Source organism: Sphingomonas sp. DC5200-1, from assembly GCF_049897245.1.
GTDB lineage: Bacteria > Pseudomonadota > Alphaproteobacteria > Sphingomonadales > Sphingomonadaceae > Sphingomonas > Sphingomonas aquatilis.
In genome coordinates this window covers 82349-93706 of sequence record NZ_JAFCVW010000010.1, presented here as the reverse complement: position 1 = coordinate 93706, position 11358 = coordinate 82349, and the positions used below count along the sequence as shown (strand labels likewise).

Annotated in this window: 13 protein-coding genes; 10 read left to right on the top strand and 3 right to left on the bottom strand. The window is 61.1% G+C overall.

Annotation, left to right across the window (positions count from 1 at the left end):
* The first annotated feature begins 188 nt into the window (after nucleotides 1-188).
* The 4 genes from ACP7A3_RS17710 (at nucleotide 189) to ACP7A3_RS17695 (ending at nucleotide 3840) form a co-directional block, all read left to right on the top strand.
* On the top strand, nucleotides 189-1403 hold the full coding sequence (locus ACP7A3_RS17710; protein WP_426254421.1) for a methyl-accepting chemotaxis protein: 1215 nt from the start codon (nucleotides 189-191) through the stop codon (nucleotides 1401-1403).
* A gap of 205 nt (nucleotides 1404-1608) precedes the next feature.
* Nucleotides 1609-2091 carry a MarR family winged helix-turn-helix transcriptional regulator gene (locus ACP7A3_RS17705; protein ID WP_426254422.1) on the top strand — a complete coding sequence of 161 codons (483 nt, stop codon included), beginning with the start codon at nucleotides 1609-1611 and terminating at the stop codon, nucleotides 2089-2091.
* A 13-nt stretch (nucleotides 2092-2104) separates the two neighbouring features.
* Complete coding sequence (locus ACP7A3_RS17700) at nucleotides 2105-2962, top strand: SDR family oxidoreductase (RefSeq protein WP_426254423.1); 858 nt, start codon at nucleotides 2105-2107, stop codon at nucleotides 2960-2962.
* Nucleotides 2963-3027: 65 nt separating this feature from the next.
* A complete protein-coding gene (locus ACP7A3_RS17695) occupies nucleotides 3028-3840 on the top strand; it encodes an SDR family oxidoreductase (protein WP_426254424.1) in 813 nt (270 codons plus the stop codon).
* A gap of 103 nt (nucleotides 3841-3943) precedes the next feature.
* Here the strand turns inward: ACP7A3_RS17695 and ACP7A3_RS17690 are convergent, their stop codons facing one another.
* Nucleotides 3944-4462, bottom strand: a complete 519-nt coding sequence (locus tag ACP7A3_RS17690) for a TetR/AcrR family transcriptional regulator (protein ID WP_426254425.1) — start codon at nucleotides 4460-4462, stop codon at nucleotides 3944-3946.
* A 156-nt stretch (nucleotides 4463-4618) separates the two neighbouring features.
* Here ACP7A3_RS17690 and ACP7A3_RS17685 point away from each other — a divergent pair, with 156 nt between their 5' ends.
* Both ACP7A3_RS17685 and ACP7A3_RS17680 read left to right on the top strand, forming a co-directional pair.
* A complete protein-coding gene (locus tag ACP7A3_RS17685) occupies nucleotides 4619-5431 on the top strand; it encodes an inositol monophosphatase family protein (protein WP_426254426.1) in 813 nt (270 codons plus the stop codon).
* Nucleotides 5428-6063 carry an NADPH-dependent F420 reductase gene (locus ACP7A3_RS17680; RefSeq protein WP_426254427.1) on the top strand — a complete coding sequence of 212 codons (636 nt, stop codon included), beginning with the start codon at nucleotides 5428-5430 and terminating at the stop codon, nucleotides 6061-6063. Before ACP7A3_RS17685 ends, ACP7A3_RS17680 begins: the two co-directional genes overlap by 4 nt.
* Before the next feature lie 53 nt (nucleotides 6064-6116).
* On the opposite strand, the gene ACP7A3_RS17675 is transcribed toward ACP7A3_RS17680, so the two are convergent.
* Entirely contained in the window at nucleotides 6117-6452 is a 336-nt protein-coding gene (locus ACP7A3_RS17675; RefSeq protein WP_426254428.1) for an EthD domain-containing protein, read from the bottom strand.
* Nucleotides 6453-6517: 65 nt separating this feature from the next.
* Here ACP7A3_RS17675 and ACP7A3_RS17670 point away from each other — a divergent pair, with 65 nt between their 5' ends.
* From ACP7A3_RS17670 to ACP7A3_RS17655, 4 genes are all read left to right on the top strand, one after another.
* Nucleotides 6518-7498 carry an AraC family transcriptional regulator gene (locus tag ACP7A3_RS17670; RefSeq protein WP_338108133.1) on the top strand — a complete coding sequence of 327 codons (981 nt, stop codon included), beginning with the start codon at nucleotides 6518-6520 and terminating at the stop codon, nucleotides 7496-7498.
* 248 nt (nucleotides 7499-7746) lie between these two features.
* On the top strand, nucleotides 7747-7986 hold the full coding sequence (locus ACP7A3_RS17665; RefSeq protein ID WP_426254429.1) for a hypothetical protein: 240 nt from the start codon (nucleotides 7747-7749) through the stop codon (nucleotides 7984-7986).
* Between the two features lie 326 nt (nucleotides 7987-8312).
* On the top strand, nucleotides 8313-9092 hold the full coding sequence (locus tag ACP7A3_RS17660; RefSeq protein WP_426254430.1) for a hypothetical protein: 780 nt from the start codon (nucleotides 8313-8315) through the stop codon (nucleotides 9090-9092).
* Between the two features lie 112 nt (nucleotides 9093-9204).
* Nucleotides 9205-9914 (top strand): IS5 family transposase gene (locus ACP7A3_RS17655; protein ID WP_426254431.1). Its coding sequence is split into 2 segments (ribosomal slippage): nucleotides 9205-9535 and nucleotides 9535-9914, totalling 711 coding nucleotides; the frame shifts between segments, so codons are not numbered across the junction.
* A 272-nt stretch (nucleotides 9915-10186) separates the two neighbouring features.
* On the opposite strand, the gene ACP7A3_RS17650 is transcribed toward ACP7A3_RS17655, so the two are convergent.
* Complete coding sequence (locus ACP7A3_RS17650; RefSeq protein WP_426254432.1) at nucleotides 10187-11299, bottom strand: pectinesterase family protein; 1113 nt, start codon at nucleotides 11297-11299, stop codon at nucleotides 10187-10189.
* Nucleotides 11300-11358: the final 59 nt, after the last annotated feature.

Sequence of the window (11358 nt, the reverse complement as noted above, 5' to 3'; positions counted from 1 at the left end):
AGCGCTCGTACGACCAGTCTCAGAACCGAAAACTTCCCGCACCGCCCGCGCCCTCGTCAAAGACGATAAGCATCCCGGCTACGGCCAAACGAGCAAGGCGGCCCTCAGGCCACGCTTACCCTGATTGCGACGCGAGACCCGGCTTGGACCTACGCTCTTTCCCCGTGCCCAATGATGAAGCTGCACGCTTGGCGGAACTGTCCGCCTACAAGGTGCTCGACAGCACATCGGAGCGCGTGTTCGACGATATCGTCCGACTGGCGCAAAGCCTATTCGACGTTGCGACCAGTACCGTGTCGCTGATCGACGACGAACGGCAATGGTTCAAGGCTCGCGTCGGGCTCGATGTTTGCGAGACGGGGCGTGACGCTGCTTTCTGCGGCCACGCCATTCTCGAGAACGACGTCATGGTCGTGCCAGATACCCATGCTGATGAGCGGTTCGCGGCCAATCCGCTCGTCGTCGGCACTCCGTTCATTCGTTTCTACGCTGGCGCGCCGCTCACGACGCCGGCGGGATTCAATATCGGTACCCTGTGCATCTTCGATCCCACGCCCCGCCCCCAAGGCTTCAGCGCGCTTGAGCGCACCCACTTGGCGATGCTGGCCGGCATGGTGATGGAGCGGCTGGTCACGAGGCGTCTGCGCCTGGAGCGACAGGCGGAAGCCGAGCAGGTGTTAGCCGTGGCCGCTCGGCTCGACGAGGCTGCGTCTCACCTCGCTAATCAGGCGAGGTCACTGACCGATCTCGCGACGGCTGGCGCGTTGCGGTCCGACGCCGCGGGGCAAGGCGTGCGCCAGCTCGTTCTGATGGGAGACGAGGTCGAGAAGGGCGTCATGAGTGCATCGAGCGACATCGAGCGCGTCGGCGAAGACACGGTCGCGATGCGGCAAACGGTCGAAGGGCTTAGTGTTCACCTGGAGGGCATCGGGTCGGTTGCCGGCGAGATCTCCTCTATCGCCTCGCAGACCAAGATGCTGGCGCTCAACGCCTCGATCGAAGCGGCTCGGGCTGGAGAAGGCGGCCGCGGCTTCGCAGTGGTTGCAAACGAGGTCCGCCAGCTAGCGGGGCTGACAGCTAGCGCAACCGATCACATCCTGGCCGAACTGCGGTCGATCGAGCGGACGATCTCCCGCTTGGTCGAGCGCTGTGAGCGGCTGACAGAGCGGGTCGCCGACGTGCAGAGGGGCTCGGCGCGCATCAAGGCGACATCAAGCCTGCAAGCGACGACCCGTACTCATGTCGGCGGTGATATCGACGAGATGGTCGAGACGGCGCGCCAGATTGGCGCCTGTGCGACGGAGGTGGACAGCCGCAGTGAGGGAGTGCTGGGAGCGGCGGCCCTGCTTCGCGGGCACGCCGACCGACTGATGCGACACTACTTGCAGGCGCCACTCCAATAAGGACCGCGCAAGCTCCGCTGACACAGCTCTCTCGCGACCGGACCGAGTTTCGAGAAAGTGCTTCTATTCCCGTTTTCCGATCCCAATGAGAATCATTCGATGCGATGATCGGGAGAATAGCGCTCAAGGCACGCTCAGCTTCGAGGAACCTTCACGCAACCACCGAGTTTGACAACGAGCTGTCGTATTGGAATGGTGCTGTCTAGTGTCCGAACAGATCACTGAAGTGCGTGAGCTGGCAATAGCGGTTTTCGCTTCGAGCGGTCGATTGATCGCGACTGGCAATGAACGCGTCGCGCATCTCGGTCTCACCAGCGCATGGTGGCAAGTTTTGGGTGCACTGCGTTATTCGCCGGTTCCGCTACCCACCGCGTCCATCGCTCGCAACATGGGCCTGACCCGGCAAGCTGTGCAGCGCATTGTCGATCTCCTTGCCGAGCGCGGCATGGTCGCGTTTGAAGACAATCCGCATCATCGACGCGCCAAGCTCGTCGTCCTTACCCGGGCAGGTTTGGCTGCGGTTACCAGTGCCGAACAAGCTGTCGCGACCCTCGACAGGGAGATCGCTGAAAGGATCGGGCGTGAACGTATCGAAGATGCCACCCGCATTCTCGGCGAAATGAACGCCATCCTGACCGAGTGGCTGGACCGAACGGCGCCATTCCCTTCTCCCAGCGACGCTTCGTGAAAGGAGCTGTGACATGATTTTGATATCAGGGGCGACCGGTGGCATCGGCGGAGAAATCTGCCGACTGCTCAAAGAAACAGGTACGCCGTTTCGTGCCTTGTGCCGCAAGGATGAGCAGGTGCAAGACTTTCAGAAGAAGGGCATCGATGCCATAATTGGCGATTTCGACCGGCCAGAGACGCTGGCATCCGCCATGCGGGGCATCGAGACCATGTTTCTCATCACGCCGCCCACACCCCAGCAGGTCGACCAAGAGACAGCCGCGATCGATGCTGCTCGAAATGCGGGGGTTGACCGAATTGTAAAGATCTCCGCGTCTGACAGCAACGTGCTATCGCCCGTACCTTGGGCAAAGTCCCATGCCCTCATCGACCACCATTTGCGTGCATCGGGGATCAACTGGACGATCCTGAAGCCGACAGCATTCATGCAAAACTTTCTCTGGTTTAAAGATCCAATCACCAAGGGATTCCTGCCGCAGGTGACAGGCAGCGGCTCGGTTTCGTGGGTCGATACGCGCGACGTCGCTCGCGTGGCCGCGACCGTGCTGACCCAAGACGGTCATGAGGGCGCAACCTATTTTTTAACCGGGCCGGAGACGATCGACATGAAGGAAGCATCATCCCGCTTCTCCAAGGCTATCGGCCACAAGGTGCGCTACCTCGACCTTCCGTCACCGCTGTTCTGGCTCATCCTTCGCCTGACGGGAAACTCAAATTGGATGGCAAAGGGACTGGTAGTGCAATTCGCTGATGTCGTCGCTGGTCATCACGACATCGATCCGACCTTTGAGATCGAGCGTCTCACCGGCAAGCCACCGCACACGTTCGGAGATTTCATTCAGGATCATCGCAAAGAATTTGCGCGTTAGGCTCGAATCCTGAGCCAACTTTCTAGCAACCTTATCCCTATCCGCCCGATCCGGAGACATTTCCCGTGCCGTCTTCATCTGAACCGCTCACCGGCCACGCCGCAGTCGTCACGGGTGCCAGCTCAGGTATCGGCCTTGCGGTCGCCGAGGCGCTTGCGTTCGCTGGCGCTTCTGTCGCCATAACATACCATTCTCATGCCGAGCCGGCTGATGAACTTGCCGCTCGGATCAACGCCCAAGGCGGTCAGGCTATAGCCGTCAAGGCCGATGTCTCGCAGGAAGCGGATGTCCTTCGTCTTTTTGATGAGGCGGTGTCCGCTTTCGGTCGTGTCGACGTGCTCGTCTCAAACTCCGGAGTGCAGAAGGATGCCACCGTTGCCGATATGTCGCTCCAGGATTGGAACGTGGTCATCGACATCAACCTAACCGGGCAATTCCTGTGCATGCGCGAAGCCGTAAGACGGTTTCGCACACAACCAAAGGGCGGGCGGCCGGCGCGTAGCGCTGGCGCGATCATTGCGATGAGCTCAGTGCATGAGATCATTCCGTGGGCTGGACATCTCAATTATGCTTCGGCCAAGGGCGGTGTACGGATGCTGACGCGGTCGCTGGCGCAGGAAGTCGCAGCCGATGGTATCCGGGTCAATGCCGTTGCGCCCGGTGCTATTCGCACGCCAATCAACAAAGAAGCGTGGGACAGCGAAGAGGCGCTGACTAAGCTTCTGCGTCTTATCCCCTATGGCCGTATCGGCGAGCCCGAAGATGTTGCTCGAGCGGTCCTCTGGCTGGCTTCCGATGCAGCGGACTACGTCACCGGAACAACACTCTTCGTCGATGGTGGCATGTCGCTCTACCCGGAATTTCGCGACAACGGCTGACCCGCTTCGATCATGACTGGTCCGGCTGGTGATACCCCGAATTGCTGGCGCGTCCGGGTCGGGTACATCGGTGGTAATCTCGATTCGCTGACGTGTTGTTAGATCAGGGTGTCGACAGCCTGGCCATCACCACAGCCCGCGCGCGCATTTCGAGGCGAGCACGGTCGTCATCGCCGCGCGTCGCTGCCGGGTTGACGACAGTGGCGATCAGCGATGCGATATCCTGCGCTAGCTCGCAACTCGCTGCGAAGCCGGCCGACTGCAGAATGGCGCATATCATGACCACCACTCGCTCATAGACCGGAGTGATATCAGCGTCCGCCCCAAGACGTTCCTGCTCCGCCTCAAGAATATGGGCAAGCCGGGGGCGTTCCAGCTGCTGACCGACAGCGACGGTGATCAGCCGCGCTAGCGGCGACGGGTTCGTCGAGCCGATGTTGATTGCGGCGATCTGTGCCTCGAGTATGGCGAGCTCCCGGCGGATAATCGCCCGCGTGATCGCATCCTTATTCGGGAAATACTGGTACAGCGATCCGACGCTGACGCCGGCCCGTTGGGCAATAGCGTTCGTCGTGTAACCTGATGGTCCAGCCGCCTCCAGAATGCGAGCTGCGGCTTCCACTATCGCGTCCACCGTGGCTGCGGAGCGGCCCTGTCGCGCGGTTTTCCGCGGGTTCATCGCTTTGGGTGGCACGGATGTCGTCATCAGGAAGGCGAGTAGTGGAGGCTGTGGGTCAAGGCTAGTTTCCCCCCATAGATCAACACGAGGCCAGCAACCATGATACGCAACGAAGACGACGCGCTGCTCGCTGAAACTATCCGCGCGGTCGAGACGGCCGGAAAAACGCTTCTTGCCCGTTTTCGCACAACACCTCCGCCGACGACGTTGGCGGATCTGCTCGCCGGTATTGAGGCCAATGATGCCGCCGTCGAAGACGAGCTCCGCCAGGCGTTGCTGAACTCGCTTCCGGGATCGAGCTGGGCTTCCGACGAGGAAGAACAAGGGGAGCTGCCGTCAGGCGATTGGTGGGTGGTCGACCCGGCCGAGGGCAACGTCAACCATTTGCACGGACGATCGGGCTGGGCCGTCACTGCGACCCTTGTGCGTAAGGGGGAGCCGATCTTGACTGCGATCTCGGTCCCGTTGACCGGCGAGACCTATAGCGCGATCGCCGGACGTGGCGCGTTCATGAATGGCGAGCGCCTGTCGGTTTCTGCGAAGCACGAAATAGCGGCCGCTATCATCTCAAGCGGGCAGGCGAGCCCGGGCGAAGCTCGCCCGATCCGTAATGCCATGGTCCATTCGGCCGAAAGGCTTCTCGATACTGCTCTTCTGGTCCGGTTATCCGTCCCGAGCATGCTCGAACTGGTCGACGTTGCCGCAGGCCGGCTCGACGCCTTCTGGCAGCACGGCAGCGTCCGCGCCGGGCTTATCGGCGGGGCGTTACTCGTCCGCGAAGCGGGCGGAACTGTCGTCGACCTTCGCGGCCGCCGCTGGACGGCCGGTTCGCCTGATTTTCTTGCCGCACCACTGGCGCTTCAACAGGCCCTCCTGGCCTCGTTATCCCCAAGTTCGGAGACCACTGCATGACCACCATCGCCATCCTCGGCTCCGGCCGCGTTGCCTCAAGCCTCGCGTCCGGTTTGGCGCGAGCAGGACATACGATCACCATCGGCGTCCGCGACATCGCTATCCCGCGAAACTGGACGGGACCTGACGTGCGGTTCGCCTCCCACGCCGAAGCCATTGGCTCGTCACAGATCGTGATTAATGCAACGCCGGGAGCCGGCAGCGTCGAGCGCCTCACCGCCTTGGCCGACGCGCTCGCGGGCAAATTGCTGATCGATGTGGCGAACGCGACCAGCCGTGATGAAGATGGCGCCCCATCGGGTCTTTTCTATCCAACAGACAGCCTCGCCGAGCGCTTGCAGGCCGCCCTGCCACGGACAAACGTCGTCAAGACGCTCAATACGATGCTGTCGTCGGTGATGAACAACCCGGCTTCGCTTACGGGAAATCCAACAGCCTATCTGTCGGGCGACAACACCGGTGCCAAGTCGTTGGTCAGGTCACTGCTTCACGATCTTGGCTGGCAAGATTCCGAGATTCTAGACCTTGGCGGTATCGCAACGGCCCGTGGTGTCGAGGCGGTCATGCTGCTGGTCACCGACGTTATGAAAGCGACTGGTTTCGCGCCGTTCGCCATCTCGCCAGTACGCTGATGCCGCGCTGGAGCATCAGGTTGCCACGTCAGCCTGATGCTCACAGGAGACGGCTAACCAACGACGACTATCTCCTCTGAAACGATCCGGCTGACCGACGCTAGATCGATGAAGTTGGCATGATCGGGGTCGACCACCTCTTGAAAGGCTTCGCAAGTGTAGAGTGCATTCAGGTCGTCAAGCGAGTCGAACCATGCCTCCACGACTGCATCGAAGGTCGGCTCTGGCCAGCCAGGTGCGGCAACGGGATAGGATACGACAAATCGTCTAATTTTGTCCGCTTCGGGAAGGTTGAAAAGTAGCGGTGCGTGGATATCGCGCCGGTAGTCTTTGAACTCCTGCATGCTAATTCCCTGACGACGGCGAAAGCCGATCAGCATCTTGATCATATCTGTGCGACCTCATGTTTGCGTTTTACCGAGACACAATCTAGCGCCGTACGCTGAGACGAACTATGCGTCTCAGTCCATTTAACATTCGCGATCGTCCCACGTTGATGTCACAAGATCCCCTGTCTGACGTGCTGTCGACCCTGTTCCCGGTCACTCACGTTGCCGGTGCATTCGATCTGGGCGGAGCCTGGGCGATACGGTTTCCAGCCCATGACGGGCTCAAAGTATATGCCGTTGCCTCGGGTCGGGCATGGTTAAGTGTCGAAGGCGAGGCAGTGCCGCTGCGCCTTTCGGCGGAGGACTGTGTGATCCTGCCGAGTGGCCGATCCTTTACCATCGCGCGCGATCTTTCTTTCGCGTCGACAGGTATCGACAAGATACCCGAAGAGGCATGGAGCGATCGCACCGCGACCATAAACGGCGGTGGAGATACGGTCTTGCTGGCTGGGCATTTCGCCTTCACGGGTCCGCAGACGGCAATGCTGCTCGGTGCGATGCCCAGCATCCTTCCCCTTCGTGACGCTGCGGGCCAAAACGGCCTGCGCTGGCTTCTGGAGCGACTGCGGGAAGAATTATCGGCAGAGGCGCCGGGCCACATTTCTGCCGTACGTCACCTGTCTCATTTGCTGCTCGTTGATACGCTGCGCCACTACTTGAGCCAAAGTGCGGGACGCACAACAGGCTGGCTCTTTGCCCAATCCGACCCACAGATTTGGCGGGCGGCGCAGGCTATCCACGCCGATCCATCTCATCCATGGACAATCGCCAGGCTTGCAGCGACCGCGGGCATGTCACGTTCCAAGTTTGCGGAACGCTTTCGGAGTTTAACTGGGACACCCCCGATGGAGTATGTGACACGCTGGCGTATGGTTCTTGCTCAACAGCGCCTGAGAAACGGAAGCGACAGGATAGCGGCCATCGCGTTTTCGCTTGGCTACACGTCGGAAGCTGCATTCAGCACCGCATTCAAGCGGGTACACGGTTGCGCACCGATGAGGTACAAAAACGCCGAATGTTCTAACGCGGGTACCTCAAGACGCTGATTGGTTACCTGCAGTGGCAGCCGATTTTTCAACTCTGTCTCAAAATACCATCCTTTTCGGGACAGCTAGCGACCGCCCGGCGTGCGCCGATGCTCGCTGCACTATTCCCGCTCCGAGCATGAACGAACGTCCGAAGTTGGTAAGCGATGAAGATGGCGCGAATGACCGGATGTGGGTCGTCGTGGCGAAGGGAGGGGGGCAGCTCTCGCCCAATAGCGGACATGAAGCCCGGCTGGTAAGCTCGCCAGATGAAGACTCAGCAGGACAAGGCAGCTTACGCCGCTGGCGTTATCCGCACCTTCTTGGACGAGACATGTGGTCCATACGATTGGGACGATTTCACTTCATGCTCCCTTCGCGACCCGCTGGTCGATAGCATCCGGTTGCGGGCGAGCGGCGTGGACCTTCCAGTGGAGGCGGACGGGCAGCGCGAGCTTTTAGCACTGGCAGACGAAGCTGACCGCATAGCTATCGGCGATGGCAGCTAACCTCCCAGATAGGTGACACACAGTCAGCCCAGTATTTGTGTCACTGCCTCGGTCTCGCGTGATGAACGAATGGCAGAAAGCGGGAGGCGATCTGGCAGCTTCGAATGACGGCTATTGGGTCAGGATGATGAAAGTGGGACAATCAGTTCCCGCGTGATCAAATAGTCATCGACAAGTCTTGGTTGTGCGTTCAGGATGTCGGAACTTCCCGGGGGGCGGAGAATGGTCGACCGCAAAAATGTTGAGCACACGGTTGAGGCAGTTGCGCTGCAACACGCCGATCAACTAAAGCCAATCGTTTTGGCAGCTTGCAGGGAGCGGCTGCATTGAACCCTGCCGCAACCGCAGCCATCGTGACAGTGGCGTTGCGCTCACGTCGTCATCCGCGGATCGTGTCGATCACTAGACGTTGGCGAACGTTCATCACCGTGCTCCTGCTGCTTGGGGCAGGCTGTGCTCTCTCGCTCTGGGTTGCCGATCTCTTCGACGCTAATGAAGTGCGTGGGACGCCCTCGGCCTTTCCAGCCTACTTACGGGATTCGGCCCAGTACTACTCGCTGCCGTTCGCCGCAGTTGCGCTCGTCGTGGCCGCGTGGGCCGTCGATGTGACCCGACGCGTAGCCGACGAGATCAAAACCCTCAGCCAGAAATCCGCCAAGGCCGAGGCGCAGCAGTCGATTACTTCGCAATGGCAGGCCATTAATCTAAGCTTCCGTTCCACTGAAGACTGCACCTACTTCCTACGCAATGATCCCGAGATCATCGACTGGCTAGAGAAGCAAATGGGCAAAAATCTTTCAACGAACGAGGGGAAGGCGGACGGCATTGAATTTGTTCGTCGCTTCTTGTTCCTGTGCTACGTAATGCAGACGCTTTCAGACACGGACGCGTTTGTGAAGGCCGGCGTATTCGGCGCGGACCACCGTGACGCCGCCGAAGATTATTGGGTAAGGGCGATTTGCGGAATGTACCTCAATGAGTACCGCTTCATCGTCGCCACTAACCGAGGCTTCTCACCCGAACTGATTAAAAGGGTTCAGGAGCGCATCGAGAGTTCAGTCGATCGTGATGTGCCCCATGACGGAAATTCTATAAATCCCATCTGAAAAGTTCGCTGCGGTCAACGCTCGATCTAAGTGGTTCGTCTACGGCTGAGGCCCATAAAATGGATGCACGCGCCGGGGCTGATGTGATTCAAGCTCTTTGAGGAGAGCGATCATGGCAGGCGAATTTTGGCTAAGCGAGGAGCAGTTCGGTCGATTGGCGCCGTTGCTGCCGACCGACACACGGAGTGTAGCGCGAGTGGATGACCGACGGGTGATCTCGGACATCGTGCATGTGTTGATGAGCGGCGGTCGCTGGGTGGATGCACCTGCCTGTTATGGTCCGAAGAAGACGCTCTACAACCGTTGGGTGCGCTGGGCGCAGAAGGGCGTATGGCAGCGTGCCTTCGAGACGCTGGCAGCAGCGGGTGGTCCATCGACCGAACTGATGCTCGACAGCACATGGGCCAAGGCGCACCGCTCGGCAACCGGCGGCAAAGGGGGGCTCACGCCAACGCCATAGGCCGGTCGCGAGGCGGCCCCACGACCAAACTGCACGCGCTGGTCGATGGCCGTGGGCGACTGATCGCCTTCACGATCACGCCCGGCCAGCGCGGCGACGCGCCAGTCGCGGCAGACCTAGTCGCCCTGCTGCCCGCTTCCAACACGCTCGCCGCCGACCGAGCCTACTACAGCGACGCGCTTCGTCGCCTGCTGATCGCCCGCGGCACCACGCCTGTCATCCCGAACGGACCTCGCCGCAAGAACCTGCACCCCTTCGGCCGCATTAAAGACTTCCGACCCGTCGCCACCCGCTACGACAAGCTCGCTGCAACCTACGCCGCCGCCATCAGCCTCGCCGCCATCATCGCTTGGTGGTTGTGAGTCCCAGCCCTAGCCCAGCGGTGAAAATTACCCTTCTGACGAAGGCTTGCCGACCTTCGCATCTCGCCGACTCGAGCCGCGGCCGAAGCCTCAGGCGGCGACGGCAGCCGCAGGCCTGCACAGACTACCTTCGCGAACCGGGCGGTTTGCCGTCGAGTGAAGCATCAGCGGGCAATGCGACGCTCAGTCGACGGGATGAATAGACGGCTGAAAGCGAGAACGGGAACGATAGCGCGGAATGTCCACAACTGGGTCTGGCCGGCCGCCGTTACTCATCTGAGATGGGGTCTGTCCGCTTGACTTGTTGCGAGGCTCTTCATTTCCGCGGCCTGCGCAGCACTGAGGGTTGGCAAGCGTCGCCACCGTGACGCGCCGGGGCCGCGGCTGCCGAACTCGCTGAACCGCGCTTTTTCGGGCTGCAGCATGTGGCGGGGATTACCGTCGCGACCGGTATACCACATCTCCGTCCACCCAGCGGTGGCGATGTGCGCGTCCATCCAGCAATTCAAATAGGTGGCCATGCCCACTGCTTCCGGATTGCCGTATTGGCCGTCGGCAAAGCGTTTCGACGGACGCCAAGGCCGGCCGAGAAAGACGCTGCCGTCGGCGACATCCGGATCACGGGTCAGGCGACAATGGTCGAACACCAGGCCGAACGGCTGCGTCATCAGCGTGCTAGGCGCTGCGATATACCCCGTCACCTGACGCGGATCGGGGCGAAGCCTCGAGTGGATCTCGCATCGTTCGAACAGCGCGGCGCCCGCGCCGAAGATGAAGTCATAACTGCCGCTGATCGTGCAGTCACGTAGGACGACGCGGCCGGCGTCGGGGAAAAACGTGTCCTGATGGCTATGGATGTCGACCGCGTCGAGCCTCGCGCGGTCGCTTCCCTCGGCCAGACGCAGGGCGACCGCCTGCGGCCCGGCGGGATCGTCCGACAGCAGGCGCGGACCGGTCTTGCGCATCTCCGCGATGCCATCGAAATCATTGGCGATGGTCAGGTTACGGGCGGCGAAGCCGGGCGCGGAGACGGTCAGCGTCGCGGTGCGATACGTGCCGTAATGTTTGCCGTCGGGCGCGGTCATTCCGGATGCTGCGGTAAAAGCGATCCGCGTCCGCTTCCGGTCTTCACCGATGAGCGCCACATCGGGCGTGTCGATCACATGCTGGCCACGCCATTCGCCATCCGCCAGCCAGATGCGGTGTCCACCCGCCCGTGGTACCGCCGCCAGCGCGGCGCCAAGGTCGGCGAAGCGGCGCCCGGCGGGAACGTCGCGCCGGGCAGCGGGAGCAACGACCGTATCGTAGCGATCCCTCGCAGGTGCAGGATCGCCGACCAGCCCTGCTGCGACACCGCTGATGAGCAACTGTCGGCGATCGATCATGCATTTGTCCTCGTAATAGAAAAAAAGGCGCGGCCGGGGAGGCGTGACGAGGCCGCGCC

Excerpts from the sequence above, each read along its gene's own strand:
- ACP7A3_RS17700 (WP_426254423.1), top strand. The coding sequence starts at position 2,105 with ATGATTTTGATATCAGGGGCGACCGGTGGCATCGGCGGAGAAATCTGC.
- ACP7A3_RS17685 (WP_426254426.1), top strand. The coding sequence starts at position 4,619 with ATGATACGCAACGAAGACGACGCGCTGCTCGCTGAAACTATCCGCGCG.
- ACP7A3_RS17680 (WP_426254427.1), top strand. The coding sequence starts at position 5,428 with ATGACCACCATCGCCATCCTCGGCTCCGGCCGCGTTGCCTCAAGCCTC.
- ACP7A3_RS17675 (WP_426254428.1), bottom strand. The coding sequence starts at position 6,452 with ATGATCAAGATGCTGATCGGCTTTCGCCGTCGTCAGGGAATTAGCATG.
- ACP7A3_RS17670 (WP_338108133.1), top strand. The coding sequence starts at position 6,518 with ATGCGTCTCAGTCCATTTAACATTCGCGATCGTCCCACGTTGATGTCA.
- ACP7A3_RS17665 (WP_426254429.1), top strand. The coding sequence starts at position 7,747 with ATGAAGACTCAGCAGGACAAGGCAGCTTACGCCGCTGGCGTTATCCGC.
- ACP7A3_RS17650 (WP_426254432.1), bottom strand. The coding sequence starts at position 11,299 with ATGATCGATCGCCGACAGTTGCTCATCAGCGGTGTCGCAGCAGGGCTG.